A 20,982-nucleotide genomic window follows, 5' to 3' on the forward strand; every position below is an offset into this window, starting at 1 on the left:
CCAAAGGCGATACCGGCGCGACTGGTGCAACTGGTGCCGACGGTAAGAACGCTGAAGCCGACGTTAAAGACAACGGCGACGGTACTCATACTGTAACCATCAAAGACGGTAACGGTAACACCACGACTACCATCGTTAAAGACGGTGCAACTGGTGCCAAAGGTGACACTGGTGCCGACGGTAAGAACGCTGAAGCCGACGTTAAAGACAACGGCGACGGTACCCACACTGTAACCATCAAAGACGGTAACGGTAATACCACTACTACCATCGTTAAAGACGGTGCAACCGGTGCCAAAGGCGATACCGGCGCAACCGGTGCCGACGGTAAGAACGCTGAAGCTGATGTTAAAGACAACGGCGACGGTACCCACACTGTAACCATCAAAGACGGTAACGGTAACACCACTACTACCATCGTTAAAGACGGTGCAACTGGTGCTAAAGGTGACACTGGCGCCGACGGTAAGAACGCTGAAGCTGACGTTAAAGACAACGGCGACGGTACTCACACTGTAACCATCAAAGACGGTAACGGTAACACCACTACTACCATCGTTAAAGACGGTGCAACTGGTGCTAAAGGTGACACTGGTGCCGACGGTAAGAACGCTGAAGCCAACGTTAAAGACAACGGCGACGGTACCCACACTGTAACCATCAAAGACGGTAACGGTAACACTACTACTACCATCGTTAAAGATGGTGCAACTGGTGCCAAAGGCGATACCGGCGCAACTGGTGCAGATGGTAAGAACGCTGAAGCCGACGTTAAAGACAACGGCGACGGTACCCACACTGTAACCATCAAAGACGGTAACGGTAACACCACTACTACCATCGTTAAAGACGGTGCAACTGGTGCCGATGGTAAGAATGCCAAAGCTGATGTTAAAGACAATGGCGACGGTACTCATACAGTGACCATCGTTGACGGTGATGGTAAAACTACTACCACTATCGTTAAAGACGGTAAGAACGCTGAAGCCGAAGTTAAAGACAACGGCGACGGTACTCACACTGTAACCATTAAAGATGGTAACGGTAACACTACTACTGCCATCGTCAAAGACGGTGCAACTGGTGCCAAAGGTGATACCGGTGCAGACGGTAAGAATGCTAAAGCCGAAGTTAAAGACAACGGTGACGGTACTCACACTGTGACTGTTGTTGACGGTGACGGTAAAACTACTACCACCATCGTTAAAGACGGTAAAGCCGCCGCGAAAGGTGATACCGGTGCAGACGGTAAGAATGCCAAAGCCGACGTTAAAGACAACGGCAATGGTACTCACACAGTGACTGTTGTTGACGGTGACGGTAAAACTACTACTACCATCGTTAAAGACGGTAAGAACGCTGAAGCCGAAGTTAAAGACAACGGCAACGGTACTCATACTGTAACCATTAAAGACGGTAACGGTAACACTACTACTACCATCGTCAAAGACGGTGCAACTGGTGCCAAAGGTGATACCGGTGCAGACGGTAAGAACGCTGAAGCCAAAGTTAATGACAACGGTGACGGTACTCACACTGTGACTGTTGTTGACGGTGACGGTAAAACTACTACTACCATCGTTAAAGACGGTGTAGATGGTAAGAACGCTAAAGCTGATGTTAAAGACAACGGCAACGGTACCCACACTGTAACCATCACCGATGGCGAAGGTAATACCACTACTACTATCGTTAAAGACGGCGTAGATGGTAAGAACGCTAAAGCTGACGTTAAAGACAACGGCAACGGTACTCATACTGTAACCATCACCGATGGTGAAGGTAACACCACTACTACCATCGTTAAAGACGGTAAGAATGCTGAAGCCTCAGTTAAAAAGAACAACGACGGCACCCACACTGTAACCATCAAAGACGGTAACGGTAATACCACTACTACCATCCTTAAAGACGGTGCTACCGGTGCTACCGGTGCAACTGGTGCAGATGGTAAGAATGCTGAAGCCGACGTTAAAGACAACGGTGACGGCACTCATACTGTAACCATCAAAGACGGTAACGGTAATACCACTACTACCATCGTTAAAGACGGTACAGCTGCTGCTAAAGGCGATACCGGTGCTAAAGGTGATAAAGGTGATACCGGTGCTAAAGGTGATACCGGTGCCAAAGGTGACCAAGGCGACAAAGGCGTCAAAGGCGACAAAGGCGATAAAGGTGACCAAGGTATTAAAGGTGACCAAGGCGCTAAAGGCGACAAAGGCGATACCGGTGCTAAAGGTGATACCGGTGCTAAAGGTGACACTGGTGCAGACGGTAAGAATGCTAAAGCTGACGTTAAAGACAACGGCAACGGCACTCACACTGTAACTATCACCGATGGCGACGGTAATACCACTACCACTATCGTTAAAGACGGTGCAGACGGTAAGAACGCCAAAGCCGAAGTTAAAGACAACGGCAACGGTACTCACACTGTAACCATCACCGATGGCGACGGTAAAACTACTACCACTATCGTTAAAGACGGTAAGAACGCTGAAGCCGAAGTTAAAGACAACGGCAACGGCACTCACACTGTAACTGTCAAAGACGGTAACGGTAACACTACTACTACTATCGTTAAAGACGGTGCAACTGGCGCTACCGGTGCAACTGGTGCCAAAGGTGACCAAGGCGATAAAGGTGTCAAAGGCGACAAAGGCGATAAAGGTGACCAAGGTATTAAAGGTGACCAAGGCGCTAAAGGCGACAAAGGTGACACTGGTGCCCAAGGTGCTAAAGGTGATACCGGTGCTCAAGGTGCCAAAGGTGATACCGGCGCAACTGGTGCAACCGGTGATAATGGTAAGTCAGCTGAAGCTGAAGTTACACGTGATGATGCTGAAGGTAAAACCACTATCACTGTTAGAAACTTGGATAAAGATGGTAATGTTATCAATACCACTTCTAAAGTTGTGAAAGATGGTAAGAACGCTGAAGCTAAAGTTGAAACTACAGCTAAAGGCGAACATACTGTAACCATCAAAGACGGTAACGGTAACACCACCACCACCATCATTAGAGATGGTAAAGACGGTAAAGATGGTAAAGATGCTGACGGCACCTTCGGTCTGGTTGATGAGACTGGTATTGTTGATAAAGAGCACTCTATCTCCAAACCTCTGAATAACACTATTCAGATTAAAGGTGATGCGGGTACTAAAGTTCAAGTATTCGACAAAGCAACCGGTAAGACTTCAGAGAAAGAAGTTCAAAACATCTTCGTTAAGAAAGACGGCGATGCGCTGAAAGTCAGCTTGAACCCTGATCTGACCGTTAACAGTGTTACTACTAACGAACTGAAAGCAGGTCCTGTAACCATCAACCAAGGTGGTATCGATGCCGGCAACACTACTATTAAAAATGTTGCTCCAGGTAAGAACGGTACCGATGCGGTTAACGTTGACCAGCTGAACCAAAAATTCGGCGATGTGAACAGCAATGTGAACAAGGTTGACAACAACGCCCGCGCAGGTGTGGCTCAAGCCTTGGCTACTGCCGGTCTGCCACAAGCTTACTTGCCAGGTAAGAGCATGTTGGCTATCGGTGGCGGTCACTACCGCGGTGAAACCGGTTACGCTGTCGGCTTCTCTAGCATCTCCGATGGTGGTAACTGGATCATCAAAGGTACTGCTTCCGGCAACTCACGTGGTCACTTCGGTGCTACCGCAGCAGTTGGTTACCAATGGTAATCTGACTTTCAGACGGCCTGAAAAGGCCGTCTGAAAAGACGAAGCAAAGTAAATGCGGCCTATTTAGGCCGCATTTTTTTATGCTTAGATTATGTTTTGAATTTATTTGATGAATTAATCAGGACAGTAGCCAAAGATAAATGAATATATCTTTAGCAGTCTGTTGTAATTCAAAAGGCCGAGACCTTTGCAAAATTTCTTTTTACCCAACAGCTGAAACCTAAGGACAGGTTTCAGCTGTTTTCGTTTCAAATATTCACCGATCCTACTCAAATACCCCCTTAAATCCCCTAGGATACCCAATAATCAGGAATCCGGGCCGCCTTTTAGGTGACAACAGGTGTTAGCCGCTTTCAAAAGGTTTAAACACATCGCCTTCAGATGTTTTTGTGCACTCACTTTGAGCAAACCAAAATAGACAGCTCGGGCGTAGCAGAATTTACAGTGCAGCGTACCGAAGCATTGTTCGATCACATAACGGCTTGAAACCTGTGCAGAATTCCCCAAAATTCCTTAAATTCCCACCAAAACATTTAGGAGATTTTGGGGAATTTTGCACAGCTCTCGGCCTTGGTAATTGGAATTTATAGTGTATTGGGTTTGCAAATATATAAAAAACCTGCCTGATTGCTCGGGCAGGTTTTATTTGATTGAAAGACAGATTAGTTTTTGTCTTGGTCAACCAGTTTGTTTTTGGCAATCCAAGGCATCATGGAACGCAGTTGAGCGCCGACTTTTTCAATTTGGTGGTCGGCGGTCAGACGGCGGCGGGCTGTCATGCTGGCGTAGTTGACGGCACCTTCTTGGATGAACATTTTAGCGTATTCACCGGTTTGGATGCGTTTGAGGGCGTTGCGCATGGCTTCGCGGGATTTGTCGTTGATGACTTCGACGCCGGTTACGTATTCGCCGTACTCTGCATTGTTGGAAATGGAGTAGTTCATGTTGGCGATGCCGCCTTCGTAAATCAGGTCAACGATGAGCTTCATTTCATGCAGGCATTCGAAGTAGGCCATTTCTGGGGCATAGCCTGCTTCGGTCAGGGTTTCGAAGCCGGTTTTGATCAATTCGACCACGCCGCCGCACAATACGGCTTGTTCACCGAAGAGGTCGGTTTCGGTTTCTTCGCGGAAGTTGGTTTCGATTACGCCGCCTTTGGTGCCGCCGTTGGCTGCTGCGTAAGACAGGGCGATGTCGCGTGCTTTGCCGCTTTTATCTTGGTAAACGGCGATCAGGGAAGGTACGCCGCCGCCTTTCAGGAATTCGCTGCGTACGGTGTGGCCTGGGCCTTTAGGGGCAACCATGATAACGTCGAGGTCGGCGCGGGGTATGATTTGGTTGTAGTGTACGTTGAAGCCGTGAGCGAATGCCAATACTGCGCCTTCTTTCAAGTTTGGCTCGATTTCGTTTTTGTATACGACAGGTTGGTTTTCGTCAGGCAACAGAATCATCACAACGTCGGCTGCTTTGGTTGCTTCGGCAACGGTGCGTACGTCGTGGCCGGCTGCTTCGGCTTTTTTCCAAGAGCCGCCTTGGCGCAGACCGATGACGACATTTACGCCGGAGTCTTTCAGGTTTGCTGCGTGTGCGTGACCTTGTGAACCGTAACCGATGATGGCAACGGTTTTGCCTTTGATCAGAGAAAGGTCAGCGTCTTTATCATAATAAACTTGCATTTTATTTCCTTAGTGTAAGAGGGTTCCGGACAATCCGGGTTGAGTTAAAAGTAATAGGGGGTTAAGCAGGGACTTGATTCATCAAGACGATTTCCAATGCTTCGGTTTTTCCTTCGATGGATTTGACGAAGTTTTGGAAATGTTCGCTGGCGTTGTGTTCGTCAATAGCTGCTTGGGATTTCCAATTTTCTACGAATACGAAACGGTTGGGTTTGCCGATTTCTTGGTGCAGGTCGTAGCTGATGTTGCCTTCTTCTGCACGGCTGGCTTTGACCAATTCTTTAAACTGGGCAGCCAGAGCCTCGGTGTATTCGGGTTTGACGGTAACTAATGCAACGATTTGGATGCTTGACATGTTTGTCTCCTGCTGTTTTTCAGACGGCCTTTGTTGAAAGTAAAAGGCCGTCTGAACGATACAGCGTTAAATTTTCAAAATACGCTCGCCACGACCGATACCGGCTGCGCCTGTGCGGACGGTTTCCAAAATTTGAGCACGACCGACTGTTTCGAGGAAAGAGTCGAGTTTTTCGGTAGAGCCTGTGATTTCGATGGTATAGCTGCGGTCTGTTACATCAATGACGCTGCCACGGTAGATTTCGGTCAATCGCAGGAATTCGTCGCGGTCTTTGCCGACGGCGCGGACTTTTACCAACATCAGTTCGCGTTCGACAAAACGGCTTTCGTTCAAATCAACCACTTTGACAACTTCAATCAGTTTGTTGAGTTGTTTGGTGATTTGCTCGATAACGTGCTCATCGCCGTGGGTAACAATGGTCATGCGAGACAAGGTTTTGTCTTCGGTTGGTGCTACGGCCAGGGAGTCGATGTTGTAATCGCGTGCGGAGAACAAACCTACCACACGGCTCATCGCACCTGATTCGTTTTCCATCAGAATAGATAAGATATGTCGCATTTCTTTCTCCTTACGCTTTTGCAATATCGCGCATATGCGGCGGCAGAACCATTTCATCCAAACCTTTGCCGTTGCCGACCATAGGCAGTACGTTTTGTTTCTTGTCGGTCAAGAAATCGAGGAATACCAGACGGTCTTTTTGGTTTAATGCTTCCAGTAAAGCGCCTTCTACATCGGATTTCTTGTCCACACGGATGCCGATATGGCCGTAGGCTTCAGCCAGTTTGACAAAATCAGGCAATGAGTCGAAATAGGTTTCCGATTCACGGTTGCCGTAATAAAGTTCTTGCCATTGGCGGACCATGCCGAGGTAGCCGTTGTTCAGGGTAACGACGTTAACCGGAACGCGGTATTGGAAGCAGGTCGACAGCTCTTGGATGTTCATCTGAATCGAGCCTTCGCCGGTGATGCAGAATACATCTTGATCAGGAGCAGCCAGTTTCGCACCGATGGCATATGGCAAGCCGACACCCATTGTGCCTAAACCGCCGGAATTGAGCCATTGGCGAGGACGCTCAAATGGGTAATATTGGGCGGTAAACATTTGGTGTTGACCGACGTCGGAAGTAATGATGGCAGAATTATTGGTGATTTCGGCCAGTTTTTGAATGACGTATTGCGGTTTGATGATTTCGCTTTCATTATCAAACCACAGGCAGTTGCGCGAACGCCATTCTTCGATGCTTTTCCACCATTTATCCAATGAGTCGGCTGCAGGTGCAGATTCTTGCTTGCCCCACAATTGAATCATTTCGGACAATACGTTTTTCACGTCGCCGACAATCGGGATATCCACTTTGACACGTTTGGCAATGCTGGACGGGTCAACGTCGATATGAATAATCTTTTTGGCTTTTTCAAAGAATTTGGATGGTACGGAAATCACGCGGTCATCGAAGCGCGCACCGATTGCCAGTACAACGTCTGCATTCTGCATGGCGAGGTTGGCTTCGTAAGTACCGTGCATACCCAGCATACCCAAGAATTGGCGGTCGCTGGAAGGGTATGCACCCAAGCCCATCAATGTACCGGTACAAGGAGCGCCGATCATGCGGACGAATTTGGTCATTTCCTCAGAGGCATTGCCCAAAACCACGCCGCCGCCGAAGTAAACAATAGGGCGTTTGGCGGAAGCCAGCATTTGTACGGCTTTTTTGATTTGACCGATGTGGCCTTGTACAACCGGTTGGTAAGAGCGGATGAAGATGTCTTCTTGCGGATAGCTGAATTTAGCCATTGCTTGGGTGACATCTTTAGGAACATCGACAACAACGGGACCCGGACGGCCGCTTGCGGCAATTTGGAAAGCTTTTTTGATGGTGTCTGCCAACTCAGCAATATTGGTTACCAAGAAATTGTGTTTGACACAAGGGCGGGTAATGCCGACTGTGTCCACTTCTTGGAATGCGTCTGTCCCGATAAGGGAGTTGCCCACCTGGCCGCTGATGACTACCAACGGAATGGAGTCGCTGTAAGCGGTGGCGATACCGGTCAGGGCATTGGTTACACCTGGGCCGGAAGTCACCAAGGCAACGCCGACTTTGCCGCTGACACGGGCATAGGCATCTGCCGCATGTACGGCTGCCTGCTCGTGGCGAACCAGGATGTGCTTGAATTTATTGAGTTGGAAAAGGGCATCGTAGATTTCGATAACCGCGCCGCCCGGATAGCCGAATACATACTCGACACCTTCGGCTTTGAGACTTTGCACGACGATTTGTGCGCCTGATAATTGCATATTGACCTCTTTTATGCGGTTTCTAACCAATAGGAACAATCCGCCTCACCACAGCACCTGTAATGCAATTCCGCCAAGCAGCGATTTAGGGTACGCGCATTGAGGGAATACGGCGACAGTCAGACTGTCCAAACAATTGGAAAGGAACACAGAGTTTGTGAAAAAGAGTAGAAAAGATAACGCAAACCGACTGTTCAATCAAGATAAAATCTTTCATCTTTTAACATTTGAAACGGGAAAATAGATTGAAGGTTGATTTTAAAGAAATAAAAAAACAGTTTTATTGATCTTGGTGTGGATGGATTGTTGACAGTTTGAGTAAGGAGAAGGTTTTTGCAAATAACGAATAGCAAAAAACCTCTTGACTGAATCAAGAGGTTTTTTAAATTTGGTGCCCAGGGTCGGACTCGAACCGACACACCTTGCGGCGGGGGATTTTGAGTCCCCTGCGTCTACCAATTTCGCCACCTGGGCTAGCGAAGAAGTCGTCATTATAGCGAGTTCTCGAATCTTGTAAAGCGGTATTTGAAAAAAAATTGAATTATTTTTATATTTGTTTGATTTTTAATGAATTAAACTTTTTGAGTTTAATGCCTGTCCAAATGGAAGGTAGGTTTTTAAAACAAAAAAACGGTATTTATCTACAAAAAGGGCTACTTTTAATGTGTCAAACGCGTTAATATGAAGATGTTTTGTTTTTAGACTGGCCGGGTGGTTGTTTGGCCTTATTTATTTGAAACGGTTTTGGAGAAAATTTATGCTTTCCGTTACACGAACTTTCTTACTCAGTGCTATTGCGTTGGCCACCCTGGCTGCTTGTCAGCCTAAAGAGGAAGCCAAAGAAGCTTCTTCGGCGCCTGCCGCTTCTGCCGCACCGTCCGCTTCCGGTGAATCTACTGCCAAAGCGCAAGCGCGTGGTACCGATATGCGCAAAGAAGACATTGGCGGCGACTTTACATTGACCGATGGCGACGGCAAACCTTTCAGCCTGAGCGATTTGAAAGGCAAAGTGGTTATCCTGTCTTTCGGTTATACCCACTGTCCTGACGTGTGCCCGACCGAGTTGCTGACTTACAGCGATACTTTGAAACAATTGGGCGATCAGGCTAAAGACGTGAAAGTGGTATTCGTCAGCATCGACCCTGAGCGCGATACGCCTGAAGTAATCGGCAAATACGCCAAACAGTTCAACCCTGATTTTATCGGCCTGACGGCTACCGGCGATCAAAGCCTGCCAGTCATCAAGCAGCAATACCGCGTGGTATCGGCTAAAGTGAACCAAAAAGAAGACAGCGAAAACTATTTGGTCGACCATTCTTCAGGCGCATATTTGATTGATAAAAACGGTGAAGTGGCGATTTTCTCGCCTTACGGCAGCGAGCCTGAAACGATTGCAGCCGATGTGAAAACTTTATTGTAAAACCGTAGTTGAGGCCGTCTGAAATGGGTTGTTGATTTCAGACGGCCTTCTTGCTTTTGATACGGCAAAGGAAAAGAAAAAATGACCGACACACTTTTAACGATTGCTTTATCCAAAGGACGGATTTTTGAGGAAACCCTGCCGCTGTTGGCCGCCGCCGGTATTGTGCCTGCAGAAGAGCCGGAAAAATCGCGCAAGCTGATTATTGGCACGAATCATGACAACATCCGTTTGGTGATTGTGCGTGCGACCGATGTGCCGACTTATGTGCAATATGGTGCGGCGGACTTCGGCATTGCCGGTAAGGACGTGCTGATCGAGCATGGCGGAGATGGCCTGTATCAACCTTTGGATTTGCACATCGCCTCATGCCGCATGATGGTTGCGGTTAAAAAAGGTTTTGATTATGCCGCCGCTTCCCAACCCGGCAGCCGCTTGCGGATTGCCACCAAATATCCCGACATCGCCGCCGAACATTTTGCCGGCAAAGGTGTGCATGTGGACATCATCAAACTGTACGGCTCGATGGAGCTTGCGCCTTTGGTCGGTCTGAGCGATGCGATTGTCGATTTGGTTTCCAGCGGCAATACATTGAAGGCCAATGGTTTGGAAGCTGTAGAACATGTGGCTGATATTTCCAGCCGCTTGGTGGTCAACAAAGCTGCCTTGAAAACCAAATATGAGCTGTTGAATCCGATTATTCAGGCATTTGAAGATGCCGCTAAGGCCGTCTGAAAAGTTTTTAGTAAAACCTGTTTGCCAACCCAGTTTGAAAGCCCCGTCATGATGCAAAGCAAACCGACACTCGATACGATTCTTTCCCATCGTTCCATCCGCAGGTTTACTTCCGAGCCGATTACCGATGAAATCCTCGATACGCTGGTGCGTGCGGGGCAGCAGGCTTCGACTTCCAACAACCTGCAATGCGTTTCCATCATCCGCGTATCCGACCTTGCGCTGAGGCAGGGAATACATGAAGCGGCAGGAAGCGCACCTTATATTGTCCATTGTGCGGAATTTTTATTGTTTTGCATCGATTTCTCCAAACACAAGGCGATGTTTCCCGATGCGCAAATTGATTGGGCGGAAGTTACTCTGATTGGCGCGGTCGATGCAGGCATTATGGCGCAAAACGTATTGCTTGCCGCCGAATCGCTTGGGCTGGGCGGCGTGTATATTGGCGCATTGCGCAATAATGCGCAAAAAGTATCGGACGTATTGAACCTGCCGGATTATTGCGTGCCTTTGGTGGGGCTCTGCCTTGGTTATCCCGACCAAGACCCGCCGTTCAAACCGCGCCTGCCGAAGGAAATGGTGTACGCCGAAAACGCCTGCCCAAGCCTGAATGCCGATGCGGTTGAAACCTATAATCAGGCCGTGGCGGATTATTATGAGTTACGCAAGGGCAGCCCGATACCTTGGAAGGAATCGCTGGCCAAAACCTTGGGCAATCCCGTGCGGCCGCATATGTTGGCGTTTTTGCAGAAAAAAGGTTTTTTGAAAAGATAATGTTCAGACGGCCTGTATGTGGCTGAGGCCGTCTGAACATAAGAACTGGAAAAGAAATATATAAAGATAATTCTCAGTTGCGCTGGTTAAGTAGGTCTATTCCAATCGGTTTAAGTGCTTGGGATAAACAGAAATGACTTCATAGCTGATGTTGTTGAGGAAGAATAGAGAGATGCGATGCTTCAGATATTTAAGCAGTTATTTAGTAAAAAATCCCAAAAATCTCAAGAGCGTGAGTCAATACTTCCCCGTAATCGCTTTGCGGATCTAGATTTTGAGCGAGTGTTGAAGTCAGGAACTCGTTGTTGTGTTGATGAAGATGGGCACTATGCTGAGGATGGTAAAATCACATTATTTGAATTTTCTATAGACTTTGCAGAATTTGAGTTCATAGGTGATTTCAAAATTGAGGAGGAAGATCAGTTTAAGCAACTATTAGCTCGTTTAAATAGTATTGACAATGCCATTCAGTCCTATTTGGAAAGTGAGATGCAACAACCCATCCCTCAGTTTGCCAAGAATCTCGGCTATACTCAGAAGAGGTGGGAGAAAACCTTTTACTTCCATCCTTGGATATTAAGTTTTGATGAAAATCCTCCTAATCTTCGCTATGTTGCCGATTATGTAAATGATGAGTTTACGGTTTTTTTTGCTAAAAAACATGGTAGATGGAAGGTATACTGGGATGAAAAGTGCCAAAACGTGATCAAAGAATAGCTAGGTAGGATTTTCGTAGAGATATAGAAACAAAGAAGAGAGCAAACCATGAAGAAACTCGACACCCAATCCCCTGATTTTCAAGCCGAACTTAAAGCGTTACTCGCTTTTGAAACCGCGCAAAATCCTGAAATCGACCGTATTGTTGCCGACATCTGCGCCGATGTTCAAAAACGCGGCGATGCGGCGCTGATTGAATACACCAACCGCTTTGACGGTACATCCGCTCAAACCATCGATGATTTAATCCTGACGCAAGACGATTTGCAGTCTGCGTTTGAGCGTTTGCCCGAAAACATTCAGACGGCCTTGAAAACGGCGGCGAGACGGGTGGAAAGCTACCATAAACACCAAAAAATGGAGTCGTGGACTTACGAAGACGAAGACGGCACGCTTTTGGGCCAGCAGATTACGCCGCTTGACCGTGTCGGTATTTATGTTCCGGGCGGTAAAGCCGCTTATCCGAGTTCCGTCATCATGAACGCCATGCCTGCCCACGTTGCCGGCGTGAAAGAAATCATCATGGTCGTTCCCACTCCGAAAGGCGAGCGCAACGATATTGTGTTGGCGGCTGCTTTTGTGGCCGGTGTGACCAAAGTGTTTACGGTCGGCGGCGCGCAGGCGGTTGCAGCTTTGGCTTATGGTACGGAATCCGTGCCTCAAGTCGATAAGATTACCGGCCCGGGCAATGCTTTTGTCGCTGCGGCCAAGCGACGCGTGTTCGGCGTGGTCGGCATTGATATGGTGGCAGGGCCGTCTGAAATTTTGGTGATTGCCGATGGCACGACACCTGCCGATTGGGTGGCCATGGATTTGTTCAGTCAGGCAGAACACGATGAAATTGCACAAGCGATTTTGATCGGTACTTCCCAAGCTTATTTGGACGAAGTTCAGACGGCCATGAACCGCCTAATTGAAACCATGCCGCGCCGTGCGATTATTGAAGCTTCATTGGGCAACCGCGGCGCAATGATTTTGGCTAAAGACTTGGACGAAGCCTGCGAAATCGCCAACTATATTTCTCCCGAACACTTGGAACTGTCGGTTGAGAATCCGCAAGAGTGGGCGAAAAAAATCCGCCATGCCGGTGCGATTTTCATGGGACGCTATACCAGTGAAAGCCTGGGCGACTATTGCGCAGGTCCCAACCACGTTTTGCCGACCAGCCGCACGGCGCGTTTCTCTTCTCCTTTGGGAACATATGATTTCCAAAAACGCTCCAGTCTGATTCAGGTTTCGGAACAAGGCGCGCAGAAGTTGGGTAAAACCGCCAGCGTGTTGGCGCATGGCGAAAGTTTGACTGCGCACGCTAGGGCGGCTGAGTTCCGTTTGAAAGACAATCCGTAAGAAACCAAAAAGGGCATCTAAACAGATGCCCTTTTTATTGTGATGAAGGTTTGGCCGAGAAGGCATCAGGCCGTCTGAAAACAGGTTTAACGGTTTTTCAGCCAGTCATTACGCATTTGTGCGGCTTCTTCAAAATAGCGGTAAAGCTCGGTTTTGTTGCCGTCTGAAAGGAGCTGTTCCAATTTGGATAATTGTTCTTTCAAGTCGCCGGTCAGCTTGAGCAGGGCAGGGCGGTTGGCTAGGCAGATGTCTGTCCAGACGGCAGGGTGGCTGGAGGCGATGCGGGTAAAGTCGCGAAAGCCGGTGGCGGCATAGGGGAGATAGTCTTTGCCGTGCGGATGGTCGAACAAAGCGTGGACATAGGCAAAGGCGGTCAAGTGCGGCAAGTGGGAAACGGCGGCAAAAATATTGTCGTGTTCTTCGGCGCTCATGGTGAAAATCTGCGAACCAACCGCCTGCCACAGGCTTTTCAACCGTCTTAGGCCGTCTGAAGCCTCTTGGCCGTGCAAGGTAATGATCAGGCGGCTGTTTTGAAACAAACCGCAACGCGCGGATTTTGCGCCGCTTTGATCCGAACCGGCAATCGGGTGGGCGGCAAAACATTGCGGCAGGCGCTCGGACAAGTGGGTGCGGAAGGCATTGAGTGCCGATTGTTTGGTGCTGCCGACATCGGAAACGCAGGCCGTTTCTTTTAAGAAAGGCTTGATGTCGCGGCATACGTCAGGCAGGACGGAGACCGGCGTGGCAATCAAAACCAAATCGGCATGGCCGATGCTTTCGGCGCAAATATTCGGGTAGGCATGGTCGATGATGCCGCAGTCGAGCGCGTAATTGAGGTTGTCGGCATTGGTGTCGATGCCGGTAACGCTTTGCACCAGCCCCAAGCGTTTGAGGTCGAGCATGAACGAACCGCCGATTAAACCGACGCCGATAAGGGTAATGTGGGGGAAAAAGGCGGAAGTGTTCATGGTTTGCATTCGGTTTTAAGTGGAAAAGTTTATTTTAATCTGTCATCGAGGCCGTCTGAAAGATGGAATCAAGGTTTCAGACGGCCTTTTTTAGGGTCGATTTTTCATGATTTAGGCATAGAAAAATCCGTTTAGTAGGATCATGTAACCGATTATCAGATTTTCATACACTAAAATAATCATCTGAATTAGTATAACGTCTTAAAGTAAGTAATTGGTATCTTAAAGTAAATTATTACATCATATTTTATTCTGATTGGTATCGGATAAAATAATTCACTCAGAAAGAAGGAATTTATGAGTTTTTCACAAACCGAATTAGTCAACGCAATGCGTTTGCTTTCTACCCGTCTGCCGCAGTTTCCGGAGCAGCAAAACCAAGTATCCCGCATGTTGCGCATTGTAACCGAACGTTTGAGCAGTCATTTGAATGAAAACCTGAAAGCGTTCGGCATCAATGAAAATCTGTGGTTTTCCCTGATGGCGGTTTACGTCAGCCCAAACAGCGAAATCCTGCCTTCGCGCTTGAGCGACCTGATGGACTTGACGCGCACCAGTGCCACACGCCTGTCGGACGACATGGTTGAGCGCGGCTGGGTAGAGCGTTATATCAATCAAAAAGACCGCCGTCAGATTGTGCTAAAATTGACCCCTTCGGGTGAGACCTTCATCCACGAAGTATGGCCGCAAATTGCCCGTCAGAGCGGCCAAGCGTGGGAAGATTTCACGAAAGAGGATTATGATACGCTGCAACACCTGTTGGGTAAACTGTTGAACCGTTTGGGCAATTGACAACAGACGGCCTGATGGTCTGCGGCAGGCACACATAAACGGAGTCCGTATGAAATTAGGTTTGGTCAAATCAAGCGTATGCGTTGCCGCAGTTTCGCTGTTGGCGGCATGTGCGCCCTTCGGTAAACAGTCGCCTTTGGATGAGACAACAGCCTATCCGCTACCGCAAGGCCAATCTGCCGCTGCTGCCCAAGACGGCTGGTGGATGAAGCTGAAAGATCAAAAATTAAACAATTTGATTGCTTCCGCCATTCAGACATCTACCAATCTGCGTGTTGTCAAAGCAAGGTTTGAGCAGGCTCAGGCTCAGCTGGGCGTTGTAGGGGCCGCAAACAAACCGCAAGTCGGCTTGGGTGTTACAGGTTTGGGTGCTTATGTTTCACCCAAACCTCAAGCCGGTATGGTCGATACCGACCATACATTGGTTTTGGCGAACGCAGCCCTGCAAGGCAGCTTGGTTTTTGACTTTTGGGGTAAAAACCGAGAGCAGATTCAAGCTGTTTTGGGAAAAAGCCGGGCTGCGGTTTATGAGGCGCAGCACATCCGCACTGAGCTGGCTCACGCCGTAGCCGCCCAATATTTTGCGTGGCAGATGGCGACAGAACAACTGGCGCTGCTGGATACGCGCATAGAGTTGGCGGATAAAGCATTGAAACTGATGCAACAACGCGTTAAAGCGCAACTGGCTCCTGCCGATGCTTTGCACGCTCTGGAAATGGCGCAACAACAATTGCAGCTTGAAAAATCGGCATGGACTCAGAAAAACGAGAAAATCCGCAACAGTCTGGCTGTATTGACCGGCCGTGTGCCGGGTGCATTAAATGGACAGGTTCCGGAAAAAATGGCCGCTGTGCCGTCATTGCCGGTTAGCCGTATTGAAGCGGACTTGCTGGCTGCCCGTCCCGATATCGCGGCACAAAAAGCCTTGCTTGAAGAGAAATGGCATATCGTCAAATCAACCGAAGCAGAGTTTTATCCGAATATTGAGTTGAAAGTTTTGGCAGGCATGACGCATATTGATGCGTTCAATCTGATTCGCGGACGGACATCCGGTATGTTGGGCATTGTTCCGGCTTTGAATCTACCATTGTTCACCTCCGGCGCGCTGCAATCCAAATTGGCAGGCAAACGCGCCCAATATAATGAGCAGGTTGCCGTGTACGACCAAACTGTTTTGAATGCCATGCGTTCGGCGGCAGATGCCGTCGTGGACTATCAAAGCCTGAAAAGCCGACAAGATACTTGGAACAAGATGGTCAATATCGCGGATAAATCTGTGCAAAATGCGAAAGGACGTGTTCGTGCAGGTTTGGATAACGGCTTGACCGCCTTGCAAAAACAAGACGAAGCTGCGCGTACAAAAATGTCGGCGGTTCAATACCATGCAGAATATCTGACAGCTTGGAGTAACCTCAATGCCCAGTTGGGCGGAGGCTTTAAATTAAATAAGAAATAAACGTTTGATTAAAACGGTAGGCCGTCTGAAAGTAATTTCAGACGGCCTTTTGCTTACCTTATTTACATTTGCTACCGGAAGAAATTATTGTAATGAATAGAGTGTAACTATAGAATATGACCCCTTAGCGCGTTTCGCGCGCGTATTGGGTTGAGGGTAGAGCCAGCAGCCCGGCAAGACAATAATATCGTTATCACATGTACAGAATTAAAGTTAGGACTTATGGATACTCAATCAGAAAAAAATAATGTCCAAAATGAAACGGAAGTAGCCGCTTCCGGCGCTAAAACGCATCGCAAACGCAATTTGGTTATCGTTACACTCTTATTTCTTATTACGGCAGCCGCAGTTGCTTTGGCGTATTTTCTGTTTTGGCAGCATGAAGAAGAAACGGAAGATGCTTATGTGGCCGGTCATTTGGTGATGATTACGCCGCAGGTGAACGGCACGGTGCGCAAAGTCATGTATGACGATACGGATGTCGTGAAAAAAGGCGATGTGTTGGTGGCTTTAGACGACAGTGATTTTCAGCTGGCATACGATCGCGCGCAAAATGAATTGATTCAGGCCATCCGTCAAAACAAACAGCAAACTGCGGTCAATTCAAAAGCCAAAGCGCAAGTATTGTTGCGCAAAGCCGATCTGGCTCGTGCGCAAGCCGATTTGCGCCGCCGCGAATCTTTGGCGGGTACGGAAGCGGTTTCCGGCGAAGAACTCAGCCATGCACGCGCCGCTGTGGTTCAGGCTCAGGCTGCATTGAAAGCGGTTGAGGCGGAAGAAGTTTCTGCTCAGGCAGCATTGGGCAGCAATATTCCGCTGCGCCAACAACCAGCGGTTCAGACAGCCATCAGCCACATCAAAGACGCTTGGCTGAATCTGCAACGTACGCAAATCCGTTCGCCAATCAGCGGTCAAATTGCCAAACGTAATGTCCAAGTCGGCCAACGTATCGCGCAAGGTACGCCGATGATGGCTGTTGTACCTCTGTCTGAATTGTGGGTGGATGCCAACTTTAAAGAATCGCAACTGCGCAAAATGAAAATCGGCCAGCCTGTTGAAATGACAGCCGATTTGTACGGCAGTAAAGTGGTTTACCATGGCAAGGTCATGGGCTTGTCGGCCGGTACGGGCAGTGCGTTCTCATTGTTGCCGGCGCAAAATGCAACGGGCAACTGGATTAAAGTCGTACAACGCGTGCCGGTGCGCATCAGTTTGGATGCCAAAGAATTGCAAAAAAATCCGCTCCGTGTCGGTTTGTCGATGACTGTTAAAGTCGATGTTGCCGAGAAGGGCAGCGGTAAAGCCATGACTGCCGAAGCAGAACGAAATACTGCGCTGCCGGAAACGGAAAGTGTGGATTGGAAAGCCGCCGATGCTTTAGTCGATAAAATCTTCGAGCAATATGCAAAATAATCTTTTCAGACGGCCTGGGTCTTTTATTGAAGGCTCAGGCCGTCTGAAATATTGATTCTCTTCAATCGACCGCTTTGGCGGTTGTCTTATAGTTTAAAAATATGAATTATCCGCCGTTACAAGGGTTTAAGCTGGTGTTGGCAACGTTGGCGCTCAGCTTGGCCGTATTTATGGAAGTCTTGGACAGCACCATCGCCAACGTCGCCGTGCCTGTTATCGCAGGGGATTTGGGTGCGGCGACCACGCAGGGCACTTGGGTGATTACCTCATTTGCCGTAGCCAATGCCATTTCCGTCCCCCTGACCGGCTTTTTGGCCAAGCGGTTTGGCGAGGTTAAAATCTTTATTGCTGCCGTGATTGGTTTTGTCGTAACGTCATGGCTGTGCGGTATGGCGCATAATCTTCAAGCCTTGGTTTTTTTCCGAGTGTTGCAAGGCTTTATCGCCGGGCCTTTGATTCCCTTATCCCAAAGTCTTCTGATGGCTTCCTATCCGCCTGAAAAACGAACATTGGCATTGGCTTTGTGGGCGATGACTGTCGTCGTTGCCCCTGTATTGGGACCGATTTTGGGCGGTTGGATTTCGGACAACTGGCATTGGGGATGGATTTTCTTTATCAATATCCCAATCGGGGTTTTATCCGCCTCCATTGCTTGGAAACAGCTTAGACACAGGGAAACCGAAATCGTCAGGGCGCCGATTGATTATGTCGGGCTGGTGTTGATGATTGTCGGTATCGGTGCGTTGCAAATGATGCTTGATAGGGGCAAAGAGTTGGACTGGTTTGCCTCAGGAGAGATTATCGTTTTGGGTGTTACCGCTTTGGTGTTTCTAACCTATTTTATTGTTTGGGAGCTGGGCGAGAAATACCCGATTGTTGATTTGTCATTGTTTAAAAATAGAAACTTCACGATAGGCGTTGTTGCGACATCCTTGGGCTTTATGGTCTATATGGGTACATTGACCCTGCTGCCTTTGGTGTTGCAATCAAATCTCGGCTATACCGCCACTTGGGCCGGTTTGGCTGCTGCGCCGGTGGGTTTTTTGCCGATTATTCTGTCGCCGATTATCGGTAAGTTTGGTAATCGCGTCGATATGCGCCTGTTTGTCAGTGCCAGCTTTTTGGTGTTCGCCTACACATTCCATTGGCGAACCGATTTCTATGCCGGTATGGATATGAGCAACGTCGTTTGGCCGCAATTTTGGCAGGGTTTAGGCGTAGCCATGTTCTTCCTGCCTTTGACCAGTATCACGCTGTCGCATATGAAAGGCAATCAAATTGCCTCGGCCAGTAGCCTGTCTAACTTCTTGCGTGTGTTTATGGGCGGTGTCGGAGTATCCGTTGTCAGCACCATGTGGGAACGGCGCGAAGCTCTGCACCATACTCAACTGACCGAACATATTAATTCATTGTCCTCAATCAGCAACCAATCTATTCAAGGCATGATGGCCAATGGCCTGAGCAAAGAGCAAGCCCTGGCTGCGATAAATAGTACCATTTCCCAGCAAGGCTTTATTATTGGCTCAAATGAAATCTTCTTGGCAGGCAGTATCATATTCATCAGCATGATCCCCATTATTTGGCTGGCAAGACCTCCGTTTAACGGCTCCAGCGGGGGAGGGCATTAAATAAAAAGTTCTTGTGTTGACTTGGTTAAGGGGAAGGAAGATTTTGGCGAGAAGATGATATTCAGCATTTGAATAGGGTAGAGGGTTTTTACTTGGGAATGCTCAATAGAATTACATATTCTAATCCTTAGTGGATGTTAGATATAAAGAGGCCGTCTGAAAATGGATTTCAGACGGCATTTATTCTCGTAATGTGATGATTCAGGCTCTTAATGACCTTGTTTTGGAGAGTTTGGTTTCTTTTGCTTTGATTCGTTTTCCGCGTTTGTATTTGGCTTTGTTTGGGGTGTTTTCTTCGCAATGTATTTTTGTGTTTTTTGTAGGGTATGGGCTTGGTTGTTATCCGTTTGAATTATCACGGCACATGGCGGGGATCATCATCGGATCCAGCGTTCCGCCGCATTGCCAGTTAAGCAACCAAGTCGAGTCATTGTTAATTCGATAAGGGGTCAGGGTCAGGACTTTGCCTTTGTTTTGGCCTTTATCGAAAGGAATACTGATTTTGCCTGTATCTGCTTCTACAGTTACGCCACCGTTTTGGATGTATGTGCCGCCGATGCGTTGAGCGGTAACGCCGATTGCGCCTTGTTTGCTGACATCCTCTGCATTGGGCAGACGGTTATTTACCGCTGAGGCAATGCTGATTTCGGTTTTCAGGTCGTCGGCAAGGTAAAGTGCTTCGGAGGCTTGCGCCCTGCCGATATAGTTTTGATAAGTGGGTATGGCGACTACAACCAGAATACCGAGGATGGCGATCACTATCATCAGCTCAATCAGGGTAAAACCTTTTTGGGCTTGAAATGGGGTATTCATTTGAGTGTATCGTTTTCTTATTTTTATAAAGTAAATCCCATAATTGCCTTATGGGATTTACTTTTATTCAGGCTGCAATACCAATATTAGCGGCAGTTAGCAGGAACGTGTTTAGGCTCGCTGTCTTTATATTTACAAGTCCAAGTGATTGGAGACTCAGGATTTGCTTGGGATGGAGTCAGGGTTAGTACAGGTTGTTTACTTGCACCTGTATTTTGAGTAGTTACTGTAATTACCCCTGTAGTAGCTGCAATAGTAATACTTTTAACGTAGTTAGTGCCTTTTGCAGGGAAAGTGTAACCAGTATTGGTAGCAGTAATTGCTTTTAGGCCACCCAAAGCAGAAGCAGTTTCTGCTACAGCCAATTTTGCAGGCTCGGCCAAGCTCAAGCCTTCAGATACTTTAGCGCGGATGGTGTAGTCTTGGTATGCAGGCAGAGCGATTACGGCCAGGATGCCCAAGATGGCGATGACGATCATCAATTCGATCAGGGTGAAACCTTTTTGGATTGCTTTCATTGATTAAAACTCCAGTTTGAAAGTGTGAATAATTATGTTTAAGTAAAAAGTCCGTAATGTGCTTGGCACTTTGTATTATGAGTAAACCATAAAGTAAGAAGGAATATACAGCTTCCGTCGGGCTTGCTGCTTTGAGGCTTGGGCCTTGCCGGACGTGTTGTTTCAAGCAGTCGGTGTGCCAAGTGTGGAAAATGGGTTAAAAATTTTATTTTTTATTTTTTGTTTGTTGTTTTTATTGGGTTTATTTTTTAATTTTTAAGTTTTGTGAGGTTTTGTTTGAAAGTTTCAGGATTTTAGGGAATTTGGGTGGTTGACGTTTTTTGTCAGTTTTGTGTTTTTTGTGACAGGGAAGGGAGACAAGTTTGGGTGTGTGACGTTT

Annotated in this window: 17 protein-coding genes and 1 tRNA gene; 10 read left to right on the forward strand and 8 right to left on the reverse strand. The window is 47.9% G+C overall.

Going from position 1 to position 20,982, the window contains the following annotated elements:
- Positions 1-3,695, forward strand: a 3,695-nt coding sequence (locus ACTHUG_RS02295; protein WP_440386080.1) for a YadA family autotransporter adhesin, incomplete at its 5' end; no start/stop codon positions are given.
- 662 nt (positions 3,696-4,357) lie between these two features.
- Here the strand turns inward: ACTHUG_RS02295 and ilvC are convergent.
- The 5 genes from ilvC to ACTHUG_RS02320 all read right to left on the reverse strand — a co-directional run bounded on the left by ilvC (position 4,358) and on the right by ACTHUG_RS02320 (position 8,496).
- Positions 4,358-5,371 carry a ketol-acid reductoisomerase gene (ilvC, locus tag ACTHUG_RS02300; RefSeq protein ID WP_440386081.1) on the reverse strand — a complete coding sequence of 338 codons (1,014 nt, stop codon included), beginning with the start codon at positions 5,369-5,371 and terminating at the stop codon, positions 4,358-4,360.
- A 61-nt stretch (positions 5,372-5,432) separates the two neighbouring features.
- Entirely contained in the window at positions 5,433-5,726 is a 294-nt protein-coding gene (locus ACTHUG_RS02305) for a putative quinol monooxygenase (RefSeq protein WP_107857323.1), read from the reverse strand.
- Positions 5,727-5,792: 66 nt separating this feature from the next.
- Complete coding sequence (gene ilvN / locus ACTHUG_RS02310) at positions 5,793-6,284, reverse strand: acetolactate synthase small subunit (protein WP_003748480.1); 492 nt, start codon at positions 6,282-6,284, stop codon at positions 5,793-5,795.
- 10 nt (positions 6,285-6,294) lie between these two features.
- Positions 6,295-8,022, reverse strand: coding sequence for a biosynthetic-type acetolactate synthase large subunit (gene ilvB / locus ACTHUG_RS02315; protein WP_440386082.1), 1,728 nt, complete (start codon positions 8,020-8,022; stop codon positions 6,295-6,297).
- A 389-nt stretch (positions 8,023-8,411) separates the two neighbouring features.
- Positions 8,412-8,496: transfer RNA gene (locus ACTHUG_RS02320), tRNA-Leu, on the reverse strand.
- A 283-nt stretch (positions 8,497-8,779) separates the two neighbouring features.
- Here ACTHUG_RS02320 and ACTHUG_RS02325 point away from each other — a divergent pair.
- The 5 genes from ACTHUG_RS02325 to hisD all read left to right on the forward strand — a co-directional run bounded on the left by ACTHUG_RS02325 (position 8,780) and on the right by hisD (position 13,015).
- Positions 8,780-9,442 carry an SCO family protein gene (locus ACTHUG_RS02325; protein WP_440386083.1) on the forward strand — a complete coding sequence of 221 codons (663 nt, stop codon included), beginning with the start codon at positions 8,780-8,782 and terminating at the stop codon, positions 9,440-9,442.
- An 81-nt stretch (positions 9,443-9,523) separates the two neighbouring features.
- Positions 9,524-10,177, forward strand: coding sequence for an ATP phosphoribosyltransferase (gene hisG, locus ACTHUG_RS02330; RefSeq protein ID WP_440386084.1), 654 nt, complete (start codon positions 9,524-9,526; stop codon positions 10,175-10,177).
- A 48-nt stretch (positions 10,178-10,225) separates the two neighbouring features.
- A complete protein-coding gene (gene nfsA / locus ACTHUG_RS02335) occupies positions 10,226-10,951 on the forward strand; it encodes an oxygen-insensitive NADPH nitroreductase (protein ID WP_188213425.1) in 726 nt (241 codons plus the stop codon).
- A gap of 177 nt (positions 10,952-11,128) precedes the next feature.
- Positions 11,129-11,668, forward strand: a complete 540-nt coding sequence (locus tag ACTHUG_RS02340; protein WP_003748489.1) for a hypothetical protein — start codon at positions 11,129-11,131, stop codon at positions 11,666-11,668.
- Positions 11,669-11,716: 48 nt separating this feature from the next.
- A complete protein-coding gene (hisD, locus tag ACTHUG_RS02345; protein ID WP_070838717.1) occupies positions 11,717-13,015 on the forward strand; it encodes a histidinol dehydrogenase in 1,299 nt (432 codons plus the stop codon).
- An 86-nt stretch (positions 13,016-13,101) separates the two neighbouring features.
- On the opposite strand, the gene ACTHUG_RS02350 is transcribed toward hisD, so the two are convergent.
- On the reverse strand, positions 13,102-13,983 hold the full coding sequence (locus ACTHUG_RS02350) for a prephenate dehydrogenase (protein ID WP_250615031.1): 882 nt from the start codon (positions 13,981-13,983) through the stop codon (positions 13,102-13,104).
- A 297-nt stretch (positions 13,984-14,280) separates the two neighbouring features.
- Here ACTHUG_RS02350 and ACTHUG_RS02355 point away from each other — a divergent pair, with 297 nt between their 5' ends.
- From ACTHUG_RS02355 to ACTHUG_RS02370, 4 genes are all read left to right on the forward strand, one after another.
- On the forward strand, positions 14,281-14,775 hold the full coding sequence (locus ACTHUG_RS02355; RefSeq protein WP_004521040.1) for a MarR family transcriptional regulator: 495 nt from the start codon (positions 14,281-14,283) through the stop codon (positions 14,773-14,775).
- A gap of 49 nt (positions 14,776-14,824) precedes the next feature.
- On the forward strand, positions 14,825-16,231 hold the full coding sequence (locus ACTHUG_RS02360) for an efflux transporter outer membrane subunit (protein ID WP_063075651.1): 1,407 nt from the start codon (positions 14,825-14,827) through the stop codon (positions 16,229-16,231).
- Between the two features lie 222 nt (positions 16,232-16,453).
- Positions 16,454-17,644, forward strand: coding sequence for an HlyD family secretion protein (locus ACTHUG_RS02365; RefSeq protein WP_188211761.1), 1,191 nt, complete (start codon positions 16,454-16,456; stop codon positions 17,642-17,644).
- A gap of 101 nt (positions 17,645-17,745) precedes the next feature.
- The gene (locus ACTHUG_RS02370) at positions 17,746-19,272 is read left to right on the forward strand and encodes a DHA2 family efflux MFS transporter permease subunit (protein ID WP_049349105.1); all 1,527 of its coding nucleotides are present in this window, start codon (positions 17,746-17,748) and stop codon (positions 19,270-19,272) included.
- Positions 19,273-19,611: 339 nt separating this feature from the next.
- On the opposite strand, the gene ACTHUG_RS02375 is transcribed toward ACTHUG_RS02370, so the two are convergent.
- Both ACTHUG_RS02375 and ACTHUG_RS02380 read right to left on the reverse strand, forming a co-directional pair.
- Positions 19,612-20,085 (reverse strand): pilin, encoded by a 474-nt coding sequence (locus ACTHUG_RS02375; protein WP_036493020.1) that lies wholly within the window; start codon positions 20,083-20,085, stop codon positions 19,612-19,614.
- Positions 20,086-20,171: 86 nt separating this feature from the next.
- A complete protein-coding gene (locus ACTHUG_RS02380) occupies positions 20,172-20,603 on the reverse strand; it encodes a pilin (RefSeq protein WP_070587482.1) in 432 nt (143 codons plus the stop codon).
- Positions 20,604-20,982: the final 379 nt, after the last annotated feature.

This window comes from Neisseria sp. P0022.S009 (assembly GCF_051956675.1).
Lineage (GTDB): Bacteria > Pseudomonadota > Gammaproteobacteria > Burkholderiales > Neisseriaceae > Neisseria.